The 21,304-nt window shown below is 59.9% G+C and carries 21 protein-coding genes; 11 read left to right on the top strand and 10 right to left on the bottom strand.

Translation table 11 applies throughout. The features are described from left to right. Positions 1–92: 92 nt before the first annotated feature. On the top strand, positions 93–914 hold the full coding sequence (locus J9870_RS04630; protein WP_210642896.1) for an IclR family transcriptional regulator: 822 nt from the start codon (positions 93–95) through the stop codon (positions 912–914). On the opposite strand, the gene J9870_RS04625 is transcribed toward J9870_RS04630, so the two are convergent. The 4 genes from J9870_RS04625 to J9870_RS04610 form a co-directional block, all read right to left on the bottom strand. Then, complete coding sequence (locus tag J9870_RS04625; RefSeq protein ID WP_210642895.1) at positions 879–1,580, bottom strand: hypothetical protein; 702 nt, start codon at positions 1,578–1,580, stop codon at positions 879–881. The genes J9870_RS04630 and J9870_RS04625 overlap by 36 nt on opposite strands. Before the next feature lie 129 nt (positions 1,581–1,709). After that, a complete protein-coding gene (locus tag J9870_RS04620) occupies positions 1,710–4,262 on the bottom strand; it encodes a LuxR C-terminal-related transcriptional regulator (protein ID WP_210642894.1) in 2,553 nt (850 codons plus the stop codon). Between the two features lie 201 nt (positions 4,263–4,463). Beyond that, positions 4,464–5,831, bottom strand: a complete 1,368-nt coding sequence (locus tag J9870_RS04615) for a DUF1329 domain-containing protein (RefSeq protein WP_210642893.1) — start codon at positions 5,829–5,831, stop codon at positions 4,464–4,466. 22 nt (positions 5,832–5,853) lie between these two features. Continuing rightward, positions 5,854–7,647 (bottom strand): DUF1302 domain-containing protein, encoded by a 1,794-nt coding sequence (locus J9870_RS04610; RefSeq protein WP_210642892.1) that lies wholly within the window; start codon positions 7,645–7,647, stop codon positions 5,854–5,856. A gap of 781 nt (positions 7,648–8,428) precedes the next feature. On the opposite strand from J9870_RS04610, the gene J9870_RS04605 reads away from it, so the two are divergent. Continuing rightward, positions 8,429–9,196 carry an N-acetylmuramoyl-L-alanine amidase gene (locus J9870_RS04605; RefSeq protein WP_210642891.1) on the top strand — a complete coding sequence of 256 codons (768 nt, stop codon included), beginning with the start codon at positions 8,429–8,431 and terminating at the stop codon, positions 9,194–9,196. Between the two features lie 43 nt (positions 9,197–9,239). On the opposite strand, the gene J9870_RS04600 is transcribed toward J9870_RS04605, so the two are convergent. The 4 genes from J9870_RS04600 to J9870_RS04585 form a co-directional block, all read right to left on the bottom strand. Then, positions 9,240–10,151: an SDR family oxidoreductase gene (locus J9870_RS04600; protein WP_210642890.1), complete on the bottom strand. Its 912-nt coding sequence runs from the start codon at positions 10,149–10,151 to the stop codon at positions 9,240–9,242. Positions 10,152–10,491: 340 nt separating this feature from the next. Then, positions 10,492–11,388, bottom strand: a complete 897-nt coding sequence (locus tag J9870_RS04595) for an alpha/beta hydrolase (RefSeq protein ID WP_210642889.1) — start codon at positions 11,386–11,388, stop codon at positions 10,492–10,494. 6 nt (positions 11,389–11,394) lie between these two features. Then, positions 11,395–12,177, bottom strand: coding sequence for a class II aldolase/adducin family protein (locus tag J9870_RS04590; RefSeq protein WP_210642888.1), 783 nt, complete (start codon positions 12,175–12,177; stop codon positions 11,395–11,397). A 169-nt stretch (positions 12,178–12,346) separates the two neighbouring features. Further along, on the bottom strand, positions 12,347–12,802 hold the full coding sequence (locus J9870_RS04585) for a flavodoxin (protein ID WP_210642887.1): 456 nt from the start codon (positions 12,800–12,802) through the stop codon (positions 12,347–12,349). A 160-nt stretch (positions 12,803–12,962) separates the two neighbouring features. Here J9870_RS04585 and J9870_RS04580 point away from each other — a divergent pair, with 160 nt between their 5' ends. Together J9870_RS04580 and J9870_RS04575 are read left to right on the top strand one after the other, a co-directional pair. Then, positions 12,963–13,439: a PAS domain-containing protein gene (locus J9870_RS04580; protein WP_210642886.1), complete on the top strand. Its 477-nt coding sequence runs from the start codon at positions 12,963–12,965 to the stop codon at positions 13,437–13,439. A 54-nt stretch (positions 13,440–13,493) separates the two neighbouring features. Next, a complete protein-coding gene (locus J9870_RS04575) occupies positions 13,494–14,099 on the top strand; it encodes a hypothetical protein (protein ID WP_210642885.1) in 606 nt (201 codons plus the stop codon). A 1-nt stretch (position 14,100) separates the two neighbouring features. Here J9870_RS04575 and J9870_RS04570 read toward each other — a convergent pair whose 3' ends face one another. Continuing rightward, positions 14,101–15,060 (bottom strand): MerR family transcriptional regulator, encoded by a 960-nt coding sequence (locus J9870_RS04570; RefSeq protein WP_210642884.1) that lies wholly within the window; start codon positions 15,058–15,060, stop codon positions 14,101–14,103. A 220-nt stretch (positions 15,061–15,280) separates the two neighbouring features. Between J9870_RS04570 and J9870_RS04565 the strand changes: the two genes are divergently transcribed. The 7 genes from J9870_RS04565 (at position 15,281) to J9870_RS04535 (ending at position 19,859) form a co-directional block, all read left to right on the top strand. Beyond that, positions 15,281–15,841 (top strand): antibiotic biosynthesis monooxygenase, encoded by a 561-nt coding sequence (locus J9870_RS04565; RefSeq protein ID WP_210642883.1) that lies wholly within the window; start codon positions 15,281–15,283, stop codon positions 15,839–15,841. A gap of 184 nt (positions 15,842–16,025) precedes the next feature. Continuing rightward, positions 16,026–16,736: a dihydromonapterin reductase gene (gene folM, locus J9870_RS04560; protein ID WP_210642882.1), complete on the top strand. Its 711-nt coding sequence runs from the start codon at positions 16,026–16,028 to the stop codon at positions 16,734–16,736. Between the two features lie 20 nt (positions 16,737–16,756). Further along, the gene (gene folE, locus J9870_RS04555) at positions 16,757–17,317 is read left to right on the top strand and encodes a GTP cyclohydrolase I FolE (protein WP_210642881.1); all 561 of its coding nucleotides are present in this window, start codon (positions 16,757–16,759) and stop codon (positions 17,315–17,317) included. Further along, entirely contained in the window at positions 17,318–17,689 is a 372-nt protein-coding gene (folX, locus tag J9870_RS04550) for a dihydroneopterin triphosphate 2'-epimerase (RefSeq protein WP_003178065.1), read from the top strand. 104 nt (positions 17,690–17,793) lie between these two features. Further along, the gene (locus J9870_RS04545; RefSeq protein WP_063324421.1) at positions 17,794–18,090 is read left to right on the top strand and encodes a DUF1244 domain-containing protein; all 297 of its coding nucleotides are present in this window, start codon (positions 17,794–17,796) and stop codon (positions 18,088–18,090) included. Then, on the top strand, positions 18,083–18,421 hold the full coding sequence (locus J9870_RS04540) for a HopJ type III effector protein (RefSeq protein WP_210642880.1): 339 nt from the start codon (positions 18,083–18,085) through the stop codon (positions 18,419–18,421). The genes J9870_RS04545 and J9870_RS04540 overlap by 8 nt, the downstream gene beginning before the upstream one ends. 187 nt (positions 18,422–18,608) lie before the next feature. Beyond that, positions 18,609–19,859 carry an aspartate aminotransferase family protein gene (locus J9870_RS04535; protein ID WP_210642879.1) on the top strand — a complete coding sequence of 417 codons (1,251 nt, stop codon included), beginning with the start codon at positions 18,609–18,611 and terminating at the stop codon, positions 19,857–19,859. Positions 19,860–20,044: 185 nt separating this feature from the next. On the opposite strand, the gene trxB is transcribed toward J9870_RS04535, so the two are convergent. Beyond that, on the bottom strand, positions 20,045–21,007 hold the full coding sequence (gene trxB, locus J9870_RS04530) for a thioredoxin-disulfide reductase (RefSeq protein WP_030139882.1): 963 nt from the start codon (positions 21,005–21,007) through the stop codon (positions 20,045–20,047). Between the last annotated feature and the right edge of the window lie 297 nt (positions 21,008–21,304).

Here is a 21,304-nt window from a genome sequence, read left to right as displayed (position 1 = left end):
TTTATCGTAATTCAATTACGCATAACGTAATTTGCTAGGCAGCGACCGTCAAGCTATAAAGACGCCCACTCGCCTCTGGACCCAGCGCTTCCATGGAAAACCCGCCCAACAACGGTAAACAGAAAGTTCGCTCGGCCGAAGTCGGCACCGACATTCTCAAGGCCCTGGCCGAACTCTCCCCTTCCACGTCACTGTCGCGCCTGGCCGAACACGTGCAGATGCCGGCGAGCAAGGTCCATCGGTACCTACAGGCCTTGATCGCCAGCGGGTTTGCCGAGCAGAACACCGCCACCAACCACTACGGCCTGGGCCGTGAGGCCTTGCGCGTGGGCCTGGCCGCGTTGAACGGCATGGACGTGCTGCAAGTGGCCGCCCTACCCCTGGCCGAGCTGCGCGACGACTTGAACGAAACCTGCTTTTTGGCGGTGTGGGGCAACCACGGCGCGACCGTGGTGCGGATCGAGCCCGCCGTACGGGCTGTAACCGTGGTCACCCAACTGGGCTCGGTATTACCACTGCTCAGCTCGTCCACAGGGTTGGTCTTCAGCGCCTATCTGCCGGAGCGCGAGACCATCGGATTGCGTGAGCAGGAAGTGAGCGGCACCAGCAGCCATGCCCTGGCCGACGACAAGGTTTACGCCGCCCTGTGCGAACAGATCCGCCATCGCGGTCTGCATCACGTGCACGGCTTGCTGATGCCTGGTGTGGATGCCTTGTCCGCCCCGGTCTTCAATGCCGTTGGCCAGGTGACCGCAGTGATGACCATCGTCGGTCCGACCTCACTGTTCCACGCCGATGAAAACGGCCCGGCGGCGCAGCGATTGCTGGCGGCGAGCCGGGCCGTGAGTTGGCGGATGGGGTATGAGGCAGGTCCAGGATCAGATCAGCAAATCCGGGACAATCCTGATCAATAAATCATTGAGGTGAGCGGGCGCCAGCCGTGGATGGAGATCACGTTCTTCACCGCTGAAGGCGACCATATAAATAGCCTGGTGATCACCTTTGCAGTGATAGGGAATGTCGTTATTGCTGAAATGCTCCAGTAGATAGTCGATCAGTGCTTGAGAAGATGACACCACTCGCTCACCGGTGTCATGGGTTACAAAACCGGTGACGTAGACTTTATCCAGATCGACCCCGGGCAAGTGCACTTTCAATGCGCCATGAAGTTCCTCGACGGACAAAGTCCTGATGGAACGCCGGGATAAATCCATTGCCGGTTTTGCCGTCAGGCTGGTGACGATATCCGCTACGATTTTTTCAAACATGATTAAATCCAGCGCCTTGATACGGTCTTGCGCGGCAAAGGAATAACGCTTGCTGAAAACGTTACTGATGCCTTGCGCATAATTGGGCACCTGCTGTTTCTCAACCCAGGCCAGCGCCTCATCGAACAGGGTTTCGGATACGCCCACTTGAGGATTTGGAAAGTCCGCCAATGTATTCAGATAACTACTGAACGGGTCGACGCCCAGCGCTTCCAGGTAGCGACCCAACAGTACCTGCACGGCAAAATCCACGCGAGTTTTCTTCAATGCGAGCAGTTTTTCAGAGTAAGAAGAAAATAACTGAGTATTCATAAACATCCTTGTCATGTCATGGTCGAACTTCCTGTTCGATCCGTCGGCTCAGTTATACATCAGCCAATCCCGTTACTGTAAAGAGACAAATGTAAGAGCGCGTAAAGACCGCCACTCGTTATTCTCGATCTAACTCATCACCCCCATGACTTTAGCCTTCGCCACCGCTTGAGTACGCCGCTGCACCCCCAACTTGCTGTGTATCCGACGCGCATGGGTTTTTACCGTGTGCAACGATATGAACAGTTGTTCGGCAATTTGTTGGTTTGAATGACCTTGAGCAATCAATTCCAACACTTCAAGTTCCCGGTGACTGAGCAACGTCTCTTCAGCGCTTGGCGCCAGCGGCTCGATGGGCGCGGCCGACTGGGTCCAATGCAACAGGTCGGGTTGGCGCAAACGCAACTCACACAACGCTTGCTGCGCCCGATAACAAGCGACTCGTTTGAGGCCCTCCTGCATGAGCGTGTGAACCTGGGCACGGTCGGCAGACAACCAGACCACTTCAGCCAGCGCCAACTGCAATTCGGTTTCCAGGCCATGCATTTCCAGCTGCCGCGCCTGGGCGATCATAGTCTCCAGGCGAGCTTGCGGGTCCCGCTCCCGATGCAAGTAGACCTCGGTCAGCACCAGCAGGTATTCCAGGCGCGGAATCAACTCCAGTGTCGCAGGAGGCGCATGCTTGGCCTGCGGTCCGTGAAAATGCCGCAACACGCGGGTCAAGGCCTCATGGGCCAGTTCCGGGCGCCCTTGCTGCAACCAGAACTGGCAGCTGGTTTGCAGCAACACGCCGCGGTACACCGTGTCGGGGATGTGCCGCTGCTGCATGATCCGCTCGGCATCGCGCAGTTGCATGAACGCTTCGCCGTAGTCGCCTTGGTTGGCGGCCAGGGTCGCTTTACCGAGAAAGCCATAGAGCACTTGCTTGTCCTGGCTGTGCAGGCCGGTTTCCAAGCCGGCTTGAAACTGCTCGGCGGCCAACTCTTCAAACCCCATGCGCAATGCCAGGCGCCCGCGTCGCAGGGCAATACGCCCCGACAACGCGGAAAAATCCTGGCCTGGCCTATCGAGCAATGCCTGGACTGCGTCCAGCAGATGATCGGCCCGATGGGGAGCGCCGCGCTGTTCCAGCACCTGGGCGTGATCCAACTCCAGCAACCCTTCAAATACCAGCGAGCCATGGGCCCGTGCCAGGCATAACGCCTGCCGGTTGATCCATTGGGCAGAAGCCAATTCACCTTTGAGCAGCGCTTGCTGCGTCAGCCCTGACAGGCAAAGCAGCCGTAGGGCCCAGGCTTCGGGATCCAGGCTGGTCTGGGCCTGGAGGAAATGCTCGCGTGCCGGCTCGCCATCACCCGCGAGGTGCAACAGCCACCCCCGCAACACCTGCCAGCGCGCCAGCACCTGTCGCTGCTGGCAAGCCTGGGGCTGTGGCACGAACCTAGCCAGTTGTTCGATGCACGCCGAGGCCTGATCGAAGCGCCCGGCGAACAGCAGGGCGGCGGTCACCAACCCGACCGACTGCGGCGTGCCGAGCATCAACGCTTCGCCTTGTTGGTCATGCAGGTTCAGCAACAGCACGACGTTGTTGCGCTGCAATACGTGCTCGAAGCTCAGGTGCTGCAAAAAGCTGACGGCGGTCTCAAACTCCTCAGCCAACATGGCTTGCTCGAATGCCATTTGCCAGTCCTGCTCGGCAGCAAACCACTGACAGGCCCGTCGATGCCAGGAGCGCCCCTGCAGCCAAGGCTCGTCACGGACCAGGCGGGCCAGGGGTGGAAAAATGTGCAGCCAGTCGCAAGACTGCTCCCACGGCTCGATAAAACACCCCAGGTCCAGCAACAAAGGCAGGCATTCGGCGCCCACCGTGTCGCCGAACAGGTGCTCGCAAAGTCGGGCATTGAAGCGCGGTAAATGGGCCAGCACGCGCCAGGCCTGCGCGAGGTCCGGGGTCAACGTGCTGAACAGCTCGTACTCAAGGTAATCATGCAAGGTCCCTGCCCGCCCCGGCGATGCGTGACGGCGCGCCCATTCACAGCGTTCAAGCAGGGCGATGCGTACCCCGGCGCACCAGCCACCACTGCGCTGTATCACTTCTCGGGCCGTGCGGGCTGCCTGGGGAGTGGGCAGATGACGGAGCAATTGCTGGACATCGTCGAGGGTGAAAACCAGGGCCTGGGTGTCGAACTCGTGCAGCTCGTCGTCGAGCAACAAACGCGGCCAATTGCAGTGCGGACGGCGGCGACTATTGATCCACAAGTGCAGCGCCGGACTGCTGACGTTCAACAGACGGTCGAGGAACTGGTCCAGTTCGGGATTCGGTACCCGGCAATAATCATCCAGGAACAGCCAGGTCGGCGTCTGCAAGCGCGCCAGATGTGCCAACAGCCCGGTTTCATCCAGCGTGGGCAAGCCAAGGGTATGCGCCAAGCGCTCGCACATCTGCGGCGTGTCCAGCGCCGCGCCGCCCAGGGGCAGCCAGTGCAGCCGACATCCGGCGGGGGCCTGGAGGAAACATTCGGCGAACAACGCACTCTTGCCGCTGCCCGCCGGCGCGCAAAGCAGTTTTACCCGCGCCCCGGAGGTCAGCAAAGGCTCGCTCAAGGACCGCCGTGGTACATGCGTCGAGGACAGGCGAGGCAACAATCCAGGACGATCCGGACACGGAGTCATGGCGGTCATGTGCGAGGATCCTGTTTATTATTGTTTCATCACCCTAGTCCTGTGTTGCTCACCTTTGGAGAAGTATTCAGCGCGTTGATTGGCGCCCATAAAAAATGACCGACAGGTTCACTGCCGGTCATCATGATTTCCTTCAGCCAGGCACCACTCTGTGGCGGGGACTCACCCCCTCGCCACAGTTGTCATTCCAACCGCCAGTCCTTAACGCACCCCCTCCGAACGCAGCGCCGCCGGCGTGTAGTCCGCCGCCCTGGCTTCGAAACCGTACTCGTAGCTGTGCTTCTCTTCGTTCTTCATCCCCAGCGCGATGTAGCGACCGGCGATGATGTCGTAGAGTGCTTCGAGGGTGTAGCCCGGGTTCTGGTGGTCGTAGTAGAACTGCGCATGACCTTCGGCCACCCGCCACAATTGGCCGCGACCGTCGTAGTGGTCCACCAGCGCCGCCTGCCAACTGTCTTCGTCGAAGTACATGTGGCGCTTGGCGTAGATGTGCCGTTCGCTGGGCTTGACCGTGCCAACCACTTCCCAGACCCGGTGCAATTCATAGCGGGTCAGGTCCTGGTTGATGTGGCCGGCCTTGATCACATCGTCGTACTTGAGGTTTGGCGAATCGAGCTTGTAGCTGTTGTACGGGATATACATTTCCTTTTTGCCGATCAGCTTCCAGTCGTAGCGGTCCGGCGCGCCGGAAAACAGGTCGAAGTTGTCCGAGGTGCGCAAGCCGTCGGCGGCGGTACCCGGGCCGTCGTAGGCCACTTGCGGAGCACGACGCACACGGCGCTGGCCGGCGTTGTAGATCCAGGCCAGGCGCGGCTCCTTCACCTGGTCGAGAGTCTCGTGCACCAGCAATACGTTACCGGCCAGACGCGCCGGGGCGGTGACCGACTGCTTGAAATAGGTCAGCACGTTACTGGCCTTTTCCGGATCGGCGTCCTTGATCAGAAATGGCACGGCGATTTCTTCTTCGAAGCGGATCGGCGTGAAGCTGCCATTGGTTTGCGGGGTGGCCTGGGTAATGACCCGCCGCAAGTTGCCGCCGTGATAGCGGGTAACGTGGTTCCACAGCACTTCCACGCCGTTCTTGGGAATCGGGAACGCGTAGTAGCGGTTGCCAGTGAAATTGGCCAGGCCGTTACCGTCGTTGATCGCGTTCACATTAAGCGCACTGCGCTTGGCCGCTTCGTAGATTTCCGGCGGCAGGCCCACGCTGCGGTGCGTCGGATAGACCGGGATCTTGTAGGTTTCCGGGTAGCGCTTGAACATCGCGACCTGGCCTTCGGACAGCTTGTCCTTGTACTTGTCCACGGTCGCAGCGGTGATGGTGAACAGTGGTTTTTCATTGGCGAACGGATCCGCGAGGAAGCCTTTGCTGTCCACCGCACCGGCGTTTTTGGGAATACCGCCGGTCCAGGCCGGGATCGAACCATCGGCGTTGCCGGCCTTTTCCGCACCGATTGGCGTGAGCGTGGTGCCCAGCTTGTTCGCTTCATCCGGCGAGACTGCCGCCATCACGTTCGCGGCCAGCAGGCTCAGGGCCAGGGCACCGCATTGCAGAATCATCTTGCGCATAGGGTTTTCCTTGTCAGCCAGATCAGAAGTTCACGCCAAAGCTCAACGCGAGGAAATCGCGGTCTTTGAGAACGTTGTAATCGCCGCCGAAAAAGTCGGTGTAGCTGAGGCTGGCGGTGTAGGTATTGCGGTAATCGGCATCGACACCGAGGCTGACGGCCTTGGCGCCTTCGTTGAACAAGCCATTGGGGCCGTAGCCGGCCACGTCATGGGACCAGGACACGTTAGGCTTGAAGTTCACACCACCGATCACGTTGGAGTAGTCGAGAATCGCCCGGGCGCGGTAACCCCAGGAGGTCGAAGTGACGAAGCCGTCGGTGTCGCCATTGAAGCCGTACTGGCCGTAGACCGAATCGCGGCCGTAACGCAGCTTGTCCTTGGACTCCAGCCCGCCGACGTGCACCACCGCGGCCTCGCCCACCAAGGTCAGGCGATCGGCGCCCAGTACCTGGTCGAAGAAGTGCGTCATGGTGCTTTGGACCTGGGTAATTTCCTTGCGGCGGTAGCCGGTGTTGTCCGCACCTGCCGAGGTGGCAATAGGTGAGGCCGCGCCACCGGCAATCGGGTTGAGCAGGGCCAGGGTCAGGTCATTGGTGTTGAGCTGTACCGGTGCGTTGGGGCGATAGCTGATTTCCCCGGTCCACGCGGTGCCGGTAGGCAACGTGGTGGAGAAGCTGGCGCCGTATAGGTGGATGTCCTCGGGGTACTCGAGGTAGTACTGACCGCGTCCCAGCATCACGCTTTGCGCCAGGCCCGCACCGCTGCCGGGAGAGATACCGTTGGCAACCGCGATCATCCCTGGCAGGGCCGCCAGCGTAGAGAGCCCGGCAGTGGTAGTACCAACAGTGGGCGTGCGACTGTGGTAATTCATGAAGTACAGGCCATATTCGGTGTCATCGCCGAGCCAGCGCAACGCCGTGCCCCACTGGCCGGAATCGCGCGCATCGCGGTCACCGCCGCGGGGAATAACGACCCCTTCGCTGGACACCTCAATGCCCTGGCCGAACGCCTGGGTCAGTGGTACGAATGGCGCAATCGCCGGGCTGCCCACGGTGTAGCCGCTGGTGCAACCATCGGCCACCACGTCATTGCCGAAGAACGTGCCGCAGTTGTCGACAACCGTCTGGTCCCACTCCAGTTGGTAGAACCCTTCAATGGTGAGCTTGTCGGTCAGGCCCTGGGAGGCGAACAACATGTTCACCGGAATCAGGCCTTCCTTGATCTCTGCACCCGGACGACGGAACGCAGACACGTCCACCGGGTTGATGCTGTTGATGGAGTTGCCGATGAAGGTACTCTCACCCCAGCTGACCACCTGCTTGCCGGCGCGCACCGTGCCCGGCAGATCGGCGATGGAATAGTTGTGGTAGACGAAGGCATCGAGGATCTGCGCCCCTGACGATTTGGCGCCTTCCTTGCGATTGCTGTCGCTGATGTCCTTGAACGGACGGCTCTCGTCCTTGAGTTCGAAGTCGTACCAGTACTTGCCGCGCACGAACACACCGGTGTCGCCGTACTTGAGTTCGAGGTCGTGCAGGCCCTTGAAGATTTTGGAAAAGGTCTCGCCCTTCTTGAAGTTCAGTCGCCCATCGTCACCGGTGGAGGACTGGCCCCTACCGCCGTTGACCGTGCCGATCAGGTCCTTGTCCGCATCGCGCATGCCCCAGCTCGCGCCCACGGACAGCGAGGAGTCGAACTGCCCCTCGATCTCGCCAATGTTGAATGAAACGGCCTGCGCCTGGGCACAGCAACCCAAGGCCACCGCGACGGCCAGCGCCTGCGGCTTGAAGATGGCGCGCATTGTTATTGTTGTCATGCGTCTTCCCCGGTGAGTGACAGAGGCTTCACCCTACTGCCGCCCGCCATGGGCGATAAGCGCACCAAGGAGGTATTCGTGCTGTACCTCGAAAGGATGACAGGCCTTGCGGTACGGGCCTTTGCGCCGGGCATGAACGGACTGGATGATGGACTATCAGCGCCGCGCATATTCATCGCGTTTTTTTGACTGTTGCACGCCCTGCAAAGGTGCATGTCCGGATCCGGGCTGTTTCCCAGCGGGCTCGATCCCTATGCTGGCCGGGCTTGCAGAGCAACGGGCCTGCAAGCACAAGTCGTCATGGCTCCCCTCGTGCCTGACGCACCGTCCTTCGGATGGATTGGCGTATCGATCCATCATCCCGTGTACACCGACGTTGATTTGTAGCTCCTTTGCAACGTCATGTTTAGGCCGCTGCTTTTGCAGCGGCCTTTTTTATGTGTGGTTATTTGCTGGCGCACATCAAGGATTCGTTAAACGAACCTCGATACACCGCATGAATTCTGACGCGAGTCAGCCTCTGTAATGTCGTGCTAAAACTGCTGTTTTAGTATGCCGACTTATCCGCAACTAAAGTTTTTCACTTCCTACATCACCGCCAGAGTTCGCCATAAGAAATGGCGTACACACCCTGCTTCCATTAATGATCAATTCCCAGATATCCAAACGCCTGTTCCTACAACAAAGCGAGAAACCCACTACGTGCCCGTTAAAAATTCACTGATAGGCTGAAAGTCAGTCGCCGCATTCTGCTTCGACTTTAAACTTCAGTGAGTTCTCTATGACGCCAATCGACTACAGCAGCTATCGATCAATAAAAGGTTATAACAGCCGAGTTCGTTTCCTGGTCTTTCATTACACCGCTGCTAACTTTTCATCCTCTATCAACGCATTGACCGGTGCTTCGGTCAGCGCCCACTACCTCGTTCCGGACATCAGCGATCCGAGCTATGTGAAAGCAGGTTTCAAGGAACAGCAGATTTTCAATCTGGTGGACGAGAACCAGCGTGCCTGGCACGCGGGGGTGAGCAGTTGGGGCGGTCGCAATAACTTGAATGACACCTCGATCGGCGTAGAAATCGTCAACCTTGCCACCGACAACCAAGGGCAATTTACTTTCCCGCCTTATCAACCCGAGCAAATCGAGGCAATCCAATACCTGGCGTTGAACATCCTCGAGCGCTATCCCGACATCAGCCCGGTCAACGTGGTGGGGCATTCGGACATTGCTGCCGGCAGAAAAAGCGACCCCGGTCCGATGTTTCCCTGGCAGGCGTTGTACGCCAAAGGCATTGGCGCCTGGTTCGATGAGCCGACGCAAAGGGCCTACACGCAGGCCTACCAATGCAACGGATTGCCGACCCGCGAGCAACTGCTCGGGCTGTTCAGGAAATATGGCTATGACACCTCGGCAGCCACCACCGCTGCGGGTTTCCAGCGCCTGGTGCGGGCCTTCCAGCTGCACTTTCGGCAGGCGAAATATGACGGTGTGATAGATATCGAGACTGCCGCCAACCTGGCGGCGCTGGTGAAAAAATACTTCCCCTGACCACCGTTGCCGCGTCTGACGGCAACGGGGCGAGGTAGCGAAGTCAGATGCTGTAGCGCTGCAGGTTCGCCATCATTTCCTTCAACGCTTCCAGGTTGTCATTGGGGTGTACCGCATCTTCGAAATCACAGATCTGCTGCCAATGGGCGGCGACGTCTTCGGGCGAGAAACCTTTGCGCGGGTCGAAGCCGGCCCCCAGACTGCGCTCCCAGCGCACCTTGCCCATCCAGCCGCCGCCCACTTCGAACAACCCAGAAGTTTCCTGGCAGGCTTCGCTGGCCAGATACACCACCAACGGGCTGACCAGTTCTGGCTTGAGCTGTTCGAATACCTGTGGCGGGATCAGGCCTTCGGTCATGCGGGTGCCGCCGGTGGGGGCGATGGCATTGACCAGGATATTGTTCTTGCGGCCTTCGATGGCCAGGGTGCGGGTCAGGCCATACAGGCCGAGCTTGGCCATGCCGTAGTTGGATTGGCCAAAGTTGCCGTAGATACCGGACGTGGACGCCGTGAAGATCACCCGTCCATAGTTTTGCTCACGCAGGTGCGGCCAGGCGGCGCGGGTGACTTTGTAGGCCCCTTCGACGTGGACGCGGTAGACCAGGTCCCAGTCGGCGTCGTCCATTTTGTGAAAGGTCTTGTCCCGCAGGATCCCGGCGTTGTTGACCACCACATCGACCCGGCCAAACACGTCGAGCGCATTCTGAACGAGTTTGTCGCCATCGGTCACCGAGTCGTGATTGGCCTCGGCAATGCCGCCGGCTTCGCGAATTTCGGCCACGACCCGGTCCGCGGCCGAAGCATTGGCCCCTTCCCCTTGCGCCGAACCGCCCAGGTCGTTGACCAGTACTTTCGCGCCCTGCCTGGCGAACAGCAGCGCATGGGCGCGCCCCAGGCCACCGCCCGCTCCGGTGACGATCACGACTTTATCTTCGAAGCGCACAGACTCATTCATGGCAGAACTCCAGCAGGCCGACAGGACATTGACCACGAGTGTCCGGCACAAGTCGGCCGGTCACAATCAACACGGTTGGGAGTGAATGGTGGCCGATAAGGTGGGGGGATGATGCAGGCCCAGGCCACAGCGGCATATTCGATTTCCCTGCTGGCAGCAGCACCGCTATTGCAAGCAGGCTCCACATAGTTTTTGGGGGAGCGCAAGAGGAAGGCCTGTTGTCATCCTGTGGGAGCGAGCTTGCTCGCGAAAGCGGTCTTTCAGTCAACCCATGTGATGGATGCCGACGCCTTCGCGAGCAAGCCCGCTCCCACAGGTCTGCTCCTGCAGTGCTAAATCGTCATGAACAAGCCATTTGCCTGCTCGGCATGGCGATAGCTTCGCGAAATTCCAGGTAATGCTTGAGCACTTGCACCGGCGCTTCGGTGTGCGGGTAGTGACCGATGTCGGGCAGCAGCACGGTGTCCGGGTTTGGAATCAAGGCCTCGTAGCGCGCCACCATGTGCTCACCGGAAATCGGATCGAGCGCTCCGTCGATCACCCGCATCGGCACTTCGCCGCGCTGCATCGCTTGCACCCAGCGATCACGCTGCACCCGCCGCTCGGGGATATAGGCGATGAGTTTGTGCATGATCCGCGGACCGCGATGGGTTTGCACCAGACTCCAGAAATCATCCAGCTCACTTTCGGTGGGGGCGGTGTTGGGGCCGAAAATCTGCTGAAAACTTTTAACCAGGCTTTGCCGGGAGAACGCCCGCCCCAGCAGCCACCCCAGGGGACTGAGCAACAGTTTTTGCGCCAGGACCGGGCGATGGGTTTCCGGGAACAGACCGCCATTGAGAAATACACAGCTGGCGATTTGCACGCGCGCCTCGCCATGTCGGGCGATCAGTTCCTGGGCCACGCTGTCGCCATAATCATGGGCCAGCACATGCACGGCTTGCTTCACCTTCAGATGCGCCAGCAAGGCCTGCTGCAGATCGGCCTGTTTCAGCAGGCTGTAGACATGATCCGTAGGCTTGGCGGAGTCGCCGAAACCGAGCATGTCACACGCGATCACCTGATAACGCTGCGCCAACGGCTGCCACAGGTAATGCCAATCCCAACTGGCGGTAGGGAAACCGTGGATCAGCAGCAGCGGCTCGCCCTGCCCCGCCACCCAGTAATGGATGGCATGGCCTTGGAACATGAAGGTCTGGCCGCGCTGGCGCCAGATACGCAGGGGAATCTGGGTCATTTGGCATCAGCTCCTGTAGCCCGAATCTTGCTGATCGAGCTTGCGCAGCAGTGCCGGCCAGGCAAGTGCGCCGCCCATGCCTTGGGCGCTTCTGGTCACCCCGGCGATCATCGCCCGGGCGCCAGCCAGGATCTGCGGCTCGATGGCAATCAGTTCGGCCCCACCGTTCTGGGCCAGGACCTGGATGTCACAGGCGCGCTGGAAGGTGAACATCATCAGGAAGGTATCGGCGATGGTGCCGCCGCACGTCAGCAGGCCATGGTTGCGCAGCATCAGGAAGTTGCAGTCGCCCAGGTCCGCTTGCAAACGGGCTTTTTCTTCATGATTCAGGGCCACCCCTTCATACGCGTGATAGGCCAGGCTCGACAGCACGAACAGCGATTGTTGACTGATCGGCAGCACCCCTTGTTTCTGTGCCGAGACCGCGACGCCGGCAGCGGTGTGGGTGTGCAACACGCAAGCCACATCATGACGCACCTCATGCACCGCACTGTGGATGGTGTAGCCGGCCGGATTGATCTCGTAGGGACTGTCCATCAGCTTATTGCCGGCCTGATCGACCTTGACCAGGCTCGATGCGGTCACCTCATGGAACATCAATCCGAATGGGTTGATCAGGAAGTCTTCGGTTCCGGGGACCTTGGCGGAAATATGGGTGAAGATCAGGTCATCCCAGCCGTGCAGGGCGACAAGCCGATAACAGGCGGCAAGGTCCACCCGGGCTTGCCATTCGGCTGCACTGACCTGGTCTTTGATGCTGAGTGTCGATTGGATGGGTGCTACGCTCACGGCTCGGCCCCTCTTGGTTTCTTATTATTTATATGAGTTTCGTCATAGAAACTTGATACACAAGAAATCCAGTCTAGTCAGCTCCAGCGGGGCCGGTAGTTGCATTGGCAGCCAGCTTACTGGCCGAGCGGGTCAGCGCAGCGGTAGCCCAGATGCCCGGCCAACGGCGTCAACCACGCCAGGCATCGATCAACTGGCCGAGCCATGGCTCTGCATCGGCTTCCGGGGTGACGCTTTCGCTGGCGTCCAGGCGCAGCATCGGCAGCACCTCGTCCACGCCCAGCTCGGCGAATAGCTCGCGCATCTGCTCGCCCCCTGCGCAGAAGGTGTCGCCATAGCTGGCGTCACCCAGGCCGATCACCGCGCCGGGCAGGCCGCGAAAGAACGCCGGCAACTGGTCGCGCAGGGTCGAATACAACGGCATCACATTGTCCGGCAACTCGCCCATGCCGGTCGTAGAGGTCACCGCCAGCAATGCCTGTGGGCCGAATGCCTGGATATCCGCCAGGGTGGCGCGAGGGTCGTGCCAGGCTTCGAGGCCCGCATCGCGAAACAGCTTGGCAGCGTGCCGGGCGACTTCTTCGGCGGTGCCGTATACCGAGCCGGAAAGGATGGCGACTTTCATCAATCGGGTCCTGAACTTGAATAAAAGAACCGAGATGGTAACAGTTACGCCTTCAGGGAGCGCGAATCGCTCTTAATCAGCGCCCCATAATGGCCAGTGGACAGCCAGACGGTTTCTTCTAGAATGCTGCTTCAACAAGGACGTTCAAAGGACTCTCTCCATGATCAACGCGCAACTGATGCAACTGGTCATCAATGCTTCGAACGATGGGATTGTCGTCGCCGAAAAAGAAGGCGATGAAGACAATATCCTGATTTATGTGAACCCGGCTTTCGAACGGCTGACCGGCTATAGCCGCGATGAGATCCTTTATCAGGATTGCCGGTTCCTGCAGTCGGGTGATCGCGACCAACCTCCCCTCGAACACATTCGCAAGACCTTGAAGGAAGGCGGCGCCTGCCGCGAGGTACTGCGCAATTATCGAAAGGACGGCACGCCATTCTGGAATGAGTTGTCTCTGTCCACGGTAAAAAACCAGGCGGATGGGCACACCTACTTCGTCGGTGTACAGAAAGACGTCTCGACCCAGGTCAAGGCTCAACAGCGCGTCGCCCAGCTGGAAAAGGAACTGGCCGAAGCGCGGGAGACGATTGCCCGGCTCGAGGCGACGAACGGCGCAAACAAAACCACGAATTAACGGTCAGTCACTACAATCACCAGTGAAAATGTAAATCATCATTTCGAGCAGACCATGCAGCGCGATGCCCTACTGACCCAGGATGAACTGGATTTCATCCGGACCATGCAGCACAACCCGCAGTTGAATGAGCGGGATGTCACGTCGAGCTTGTTGGTAAACGGTGGATCGCAGATCCGTGACTTGCTGACACGCCTGGCGGCAAATGAGCAGGTCACGCTGCAAGCCAATTTCGAAAACCAGCAGATGACCTTCCCGTTGCATCTGGTGGAAGACGAATTCCATGCGATGCACTTGCGCCTGGGTGTGCCGAGTATCTATGAGGACGGACCGAAGGTACGCCCATGGCGCTTAGTGCTTGAGGAGCCAGTGGCGCTGGAAGATGCCAGGAACCAGCCAGGACCTCTCTGGGTTCATGAGGTGTCCTGTAAAGGCGTGTTGCTGGAAAGCCGCAGCCGTACCAGGCCACCGAAGCAATTCGCCTTGTGGTTCAGCCCGTCAGGCTACGAGAGAATTTCGTTGCGAGGCACCTTCGAGCGGGAAACAGCCCAAGGGTTATTTGCCTACCATCTGAGTCAGAATGACCAGGACGAGACTGAACGCTTGCGCCAATACATCCTGCAACAACATCGCTTGACCCATCCGAGCATGCATCTCTAGCTCAGGTGTCCAGGTTGCCTGACAGAAATTGACGCAGGCGCTTGGGCATCACGGTCCCCTCATTGCCCAGACATGCGATCGACGATCCAGCCAGGCAGTCCTGCGCCAGGTCGGACGCATCGCCGGCCAACATCAACGGACAATCCAGGCTCAGGGCCAGTTTTTCCAGGCGCTTGGGCAGCTCGGGAACCGGTGCATGATTGGACACCAGCACCAGCGCCAAAGGCTGGACCTTCTGGCACACCAGGGTCAGCTCGTCGAACGGTAGGCCGATCGTCAGTACCCTGACGCCGATTTCCGCCTTGGACAAGAACAGCGCCGTGAGCAGCAACTCGAGTTCGCGGCATTGACCGGAGATGGCGCTGACCAGGACTCGTCGGGAATGGCCCTCGCGCTTGAACAAGAGTCGTTGGATGATGCGCGAACGCAGGAAGCCATCGAAGAACACCCATTCGCTGGTTTGCCCGAACTCCTGCTGGCGTTGCAGCAGTTGTCGCCAGAGCGGCATCAGGATGTCCTGGAAGATGATCGGGACCGCGTAGGTGGAAAAAATCTGTCCGTAGATGCGATCCAGCTCTATATCGTCAAAGGTGCCAACCGCGTTCGCCACCTGTTGTTGCCACTGGGCGTAGTCGGCTCTTACCAGCTCCGATGAAATCAATACAGAGACCGGCTGCACCGACTCGGTCTTCGCCAGGATCTTTCCTACTTTGCTGACAGCCACCCCGCGCTCGATCCAGGCCAGGATGCTACGTACCTTTTCGATATCGCCCAAGGAATACAGGCGATGCCCGCTTTCGGTGCGGGTGGGCTGGATCAGACCGTAGCGACGCTCCCATGCGCGCAGGGTCACCGGGTTAACACCGGTCAAGCGCGCCACTTCGCGGATGGGGAACAAATCCTCCCGCTTGAAGGCACCCGACGCCTGGAAAACGAAGTTATCTTCTGTGATTACGCTCATTTTGGCAGACAAGTCCGGCTGGCAAATTGGATCCCAGTTTACTCCCTCCGAGTCATATGATGACAACAAGAAACATTACCGATATGCAGTTTTGTTGTATTTCGTTCGATCAGGAATAATCCTTGCCTGTTTTTTGGTGACCAGACGCTACCCACCACCCCGGGGCGTCCCCCGCGAACCTCCTACCCGGAGTGCCGCGCCTGTCTTACGGAGATGCATGATGTCTACCTCACCCGTCACCCTGATGGTTGCCCGCCGCGTCGCCAATGGACGCTATCAGGACCTGATCGCCTGGTTGCGTGAAGGCGAACGATTGGCCACTGACTTCCCTGGCTACCTGGGCTCCGGCGTACTTGCACCACCGCCCCAGGACGATGAGTTCCAGATCATTTTCCGCTTCGCCGACGAGCAGACCCTGCACACCTGGGAACATTCCGCCTCACGTACGGCCTGGCTGGGACGTGGCAGCGATCTGTTCGCCCACCCCTCCGAACACCGGGTGCGTGGTATCGATGGTTGGTTTGGCACCGTTGGCCAGCGTCCGCCGCGCTGGAAACAAGCCGTGGCCATATGGCTCGCGTTTTTTCCCGTGTCGCTGTTGTTCAATTTCCTGTTGGGGCCACTGCTGGGCGAACTGGGCTTGTTGAGCCGCGTGTTCATCAGCACGCTGATCCTGACGCCGCTGATGGTCTACCTGTTTATCCCGATGTCGACCCATCTGCTGGCGAACTGGCTCAACGGCGCGCCACAGCGGACGTTGCCGGCGGCTCAGAATCACTGATGCCGCCACTGTGGAAGCGAGCTTGCTCGCGATAGCGGCCTGACCTTCAATATCTTCGCTGACGGTCACACAGCTATCGCGAGCAAGCTCGCTCCCACAAGACAGCACTGGATTCACCTTTGTACATAGGACCCGCCCCGCGTCGCTGTTATAGTTTCGCTCTTGCCGTGAACCGAGCCGCCCTATGTCCAGCGCCACCGCTCCGATCCTGATCACTGGCGCCGCCCAGCGCGTCGGCCTGCATTGCGCCCGGCGATTGCTCGAAGACGGCCAACCGGTGATCGCCACTTACCGCACCGAACGCCCGGGCGTGCAGACGCTGCGTGACATGGGGGCGACCGTGCTGTTCGCCGAGTTATCCAGCGAAGCCGGGATCCTGAGTTTTATCGAACAGCTCAAGCAGCACACCCAACGCCTGCGGGCCATCGTGCACAACGCCTCGGCGTGGCTGGCCGAAGCCCCGGGCGACGAAGCGGACGCTTTCAATGCCATGTTCGGGGTGCATATGCTCGCGCCTTACCTGATCAACCTGCATTGCGCCGAACTGCTGCAACGTTCAACCCCGGCGGATATCGTGCACATCAGCGATGATGTGACACGCAAAGGCAGCAGCAAACACATCGCCTATTGCGCCACCAAGGCCGGTCTCGAAAGCCTGACCCTGTCGTTTGCAGCGAAGTACGCGCCGGCCATCAAGGTCAACGGTATCGCCCCGGCCCTGCTACTGTTCAATCCCGAAGACGACGCGGCTTACCGTGCCAAGGCCCTGGCCAAGTCGGCGCTGGGTATCGAACCCGGCAGCGAAGTGATCTACCAGAGCCTGCGTTATCTGCTGGACAATCCCTATGTCACCGGCACGACCCTGACCGTCAACGGCGGGCGGCACGTCAAATAGCCTTGTTTCGAGGATGCCCCATGGCGTTATCCCTGCCCCAGAACTATCGCGAGATCCTCATCGGCCTGGGCGAAGACCCGGAACGCGAAGGCTTGCTGGACACCCCGGTGCGCGCGGCCAAGGCCATGCAGTACCTTTGCCACGGCTATGAACAGAGCGTCGAGCAGATCGTCAATGGCGCCCTGTTCGCCTCGGACAGCGATGAAATGGTGATTGTCGCCGACATCGAACTTTATTCCCTGTGCGAACATCACCTGCTGCCCTTCATCGGCAAGGCCCATGTGGCTTATATTCCTACGGGCAAGGTCCTGGGGCTGTCGAAAATTGCCCGGTTGGTGGACATGTTCGCCCGCCGCCTGCAAATCCAGGAAAACCTCACCCGGCAAATCGCCGACGCGGTGCAGCAGGTCACCCAGGCCGCTGGCGTGGCGGTGGTGATCGAAGCCCAGCACATGTGCATGATGATGCGCGGTGTCGAAAAACAGAACTCGACCATGAACACCTCGGTGATGCTCGGCGCCTTTCGCGAGTCCAGCACCACCCGCCAGGAGTTCCTGCAATTGATTCGACGGAGCCAATAAATGCCACAACTTCAGCCCGCCATGGCGCGCATCAAGGTCAAGGACCTGCGCCTGCGCACCTTCATCGGTATCAACGAGGATGAAATCCTCAACAAGCAGGATGTGCTGATCAACCTGACCATCCTCTACGCCGCCCAGGAAGCGGTGCGTGACAACGACATCGACCACGCGCTGAACTATCGCACTATCACCAAGGCGATCATCGCCCATGTGGAAGGTAACCGTTTCGCGCTGCTCGAACGCCTGACCCAGGAATTGCTCGACCTGGTCATGGCCAACGAGTCGGTGCTGTATGCCGAGGTCGAAGTCGACAAGCCCCACGCACTGCGATTTGCCGAGTCGGTGTCGATCACCCTTGCGGCGAGCCGCTGAGCTGCACGTTTTCAGCCGCAGGCCTCAAGCGGTAAGCTTGTCACCACTGCAATCCATCCCGCAGCTTGAAGCACGCCGCTTGAAGCTGTTCGCCAGAGAACACCATGAACGATCAACAACGCCTCGAGCTTGAAGCCGCCGCTTTCCGCCGATTGGTTGCCCACCTGGACAGCCGCAAGGATGTACAGAACATCGACCTGATGAACCTCGCCGGTTTCTGCCGCAACTGCCTGTCCAAGTGGTACAAGGCCGCCGCCGATGAACGCCAGATCGAGGTCAGCCTCGACGACGCTCGCGAAGTGGTCTACGGCATGCCGTACGCCGAGTGGAAAGCCCAATACCAAAAAGAAGCCAGCGCCGAACAGCAAGCGGCGTTCGCCAAAGGAAAACCCGATGCCTGACCTGAACACCCTGCGCGCCAGTCTCAAGAGTGGCGAACACGTCTTCGCCGACACCCTGGCCTTTATCGCCGCCGGTTACGACTACCAGCCCCAAGCATTCGACAACGGTGGCGTGCACAACGCCGCCGGGCAGAACGAAGGCTCCTGCAAGACCCTGGGCCTGGCCCTGCTCGAGGGCTTGAGCGATGAAGAGGCGCTGCTGGCGTTTGGCGAACACTATCGTTCGGTACTGGCCACGCCCGAGGGCAGTGATCACGGCAATATCCGGGCGTTGATGGGCCATGGGTTGGCGGGTGTGAAGTTCGAGGCGCAGCCGCTGCAACGGCGCTGATCTGAGCCCGGCTTTTTGTGGTGAGGGGGGTTATGCCCGCGCCACAAGGGCCCCATTCATCCTTGCTGACCAACACCTACCCACATCCCGACTTTTAAGATTGACCCGGCAACTTTATTTCGTTTGCCGGGCCCCTCTGCTCGCGGCTTAGATACAGGAAATCTTTCCTTCCTCCGAGCCGTCATCCATGAGCAGCGAAACCATCAGCCAATCGATTTCCATCGTGCATCCCGTCAGCCTCAGCCACGGCAAAAACGCCGAGGTCTGGGACACCGACGGCAAGCGCTACATCGATTTCGTCGGCGGCATCGGCGTGTTGAACCTCGGCCATTGCCATCCACGCATCGTCGAGGCGATCCGCGCACAAGCCACCCGACTGACCCACTACGCGTTCAATGCCGCGCCCCACGCCCCCTACATTGAACTGATGGAGCGCCTGACGGCGTTTGTACCGGTGGATTACCCGGTCAGTGGCATGCTCACCAACAGCGGCGCCGAGGCGGCGGAGAACGCCTTGAAGATCGTACGCGGCGCCACGGGCCGCACCGCCGTCATCGCGTTTGATGGAGGGTTCCACGGCCGCACCCTGGCCACTCTCAATCTCAACGGCAAGGTCGCGCCCTACAAACAGAAAGTCGGCGTACTGCCTGGACCGGTGTATCACCTGCCCTACCCTAGCCAGGACAACGGCGTCACCTGCGCAGAGGCCTTGAAGGCCATGGAGCGGCTGTTCAGCGTCGAGATCGACGTGAACGACGTCGCTTGTTTCATCGTCGAGCCGGTGCAGGGCGAAGCCGGTTTCCTGGCGATGGACGTGCCTTTCGCCCAAGCCCTGCGGCAGTTTTGCGACGACAAAGGCATTGTACTGATCATCGATGAAATCCAGTCCGGCTTCGGCCGCACCGGCAAGCGTTTTGCGTTCTCGCGACTGGGCATTGAGCCCGACCTGATTCTGCTGGGCAAAAGCATCGCCGGCGGTGTGCCCCTCGGCGCAGTAGTGGGGCGCAAGGCGCTGCTGGACAACCTGCCCAAGGGTGGACTGGGCGGCACCTATTCCGGCAACCCCATCGCCTGCGCCGCCGCACTGGCAACCCTGGACGAAATGAGCGACGCGAACCTGCAAGCCTGGGGCACGCAACAGGAAGAAGCGATCGTCAGCCGCTACGAATCCTGGCGCAGCCGTGGCCTGACGCCATACCTGGGCCGCCTGACCGGCGTCGGCGCCATGCGCGGCCTCGAACTGGCCCACGCCGACGGCAGCCCGGCATCGGCGCAACTGACACAACTGCTGGCCCTGGCGCGAGAGTCGGGCTTGCTGCTGATGCCCAGCGGTAAATCGCGGCACATCATCCGGCTGCTGGCACCGTTGACGACCGAGGCGGTGGTGTTGGAGGAAGGGTTGGATATTCTGGAAACATGCCTGGCGAAGCTCGCCTGAAATGCGGTGTTTCTGACCACACAAAAAACCTGAGGGAGCGAGCTTGCTCGCGATGACGGTGTATCAGTCAACATCGATGTCGACTGACCTGGCGCCATCGCGAGCAAGCTCGCTCCCACAGGGGGCACCGACAGAATCCAGGCATGAAAAAACCGGCCGAAGCCGGTTTCTTCATGCCTGACGGATCAGAACGAAGCGTTCTGCAGGCCGTCCAGGTAACGCTCGGTATCCAGGGCTGCCATGCAACCGGCGCCGGCGGAGGTGATGGCTTGGCGGTAGACGTGGTCGGCCACGTCACCAGCGGCGAAGATGCCTTCGACGCTGGTGGCGGTGGCGTTACCGTCGCGGCCGCCCTTGACCACCAGGTAGCCGTCCTTGAGCTCCAGCTGGCCTTCGAACAACGAGGTGTTCGGGGTGTGGCCGATGGCGATGAATACGCCGTCGACCTTGATCTCATCGAAGCTGCCGTCGTTGTTTTTCAAGCGGGCACCGGTCACACCCATGTTGTCGCCCAGCACTTCGTCCAGGGTCGCGTTGAGCTTGAGGATGATCTTGCCTTCGGCGACACGGGCATTGAGCTTGTCGATCAGGATCTTCTCGGCGCGGAAGGTTTCGCGGCGGTGGATCAGGGTGACCGTGCTGGCGATGTTGGCCAGGTACAGGGCTTCCTCGACGGCGGTGTTACCACCACCAACCACGGCCACTGGCTTGTTGCGGTAGAAGAAACCGTCGCAGGTGGCGCAGGCGGAAACGCCTTTGCCCATGAAGGTTTCTTCCGACGGCAGGCCCAGGTAACGAGCGCTGGCGCCGGTGGCGATGATCAGGGCATCGCAGGTGTAGGTCGCGCTGTCGCCAGTCAGGGTGTACGGCTTGGCGGCGAAATCCACGGCATTGATGTGGTCGAAAACGATTTCGGTCTCGAAGCGCTCGGCGTGTTCTTTCATACGCTCCATCAACGCCGGGCCGGTCAGGCCGTGAACGTCGCCCGGCCAGTTGTCGACTTCAGTGGTGGTGGTCAATTGACCGCCGGCCTGCATGCCGGTGATCAGCAGTGGCTTGAGGTTGGCACGGGCCGCATACACCGCAGCGCTGTAACCGGCAGGGCCGGAACCGAGAATAATCACTCGCGAATGACGCACTTCAGACATGACCTGCTCCTGTTGACCGGACCTTGCGGGCCGGAACGCCGGGGTGAGCGGCGCAAATAAAAAAGGACCGTTGATGCACTTGGGGAAGGCTTGGGTTCGACAGTCCTGAAAAAGAATGGGTGCAGCGTATCGAGGGTGGGAAGATTAAGGAAATACGGATTAACAATCCAGCTCATAGGTGAGCTCTATCCGCAGACGACCGTTCAATAGGGCACCCCTTTCCATAAACCTTTGTTACACGCCATGTCGCCGCTTTCCCACACAGGGCAAAGCCGGTAAGGTCGGCGCGTTCACCTT

Source organism: Pseudomonas sp. Tri1 (genome assembly GCF_017968885.1).
In the GTDB taxonomy this organism is placed as follows: domain Bacteria; phylum Pseudomonadota; class Gammaproteobacteria; order Pseudomonadales; family Pseudomonadaceae; genus Aquipseudomonas.
Note: the sequence above shows the minus strand (reverse complement) of the source record. Positions and strands in the feature narration are given on the sequence as shown.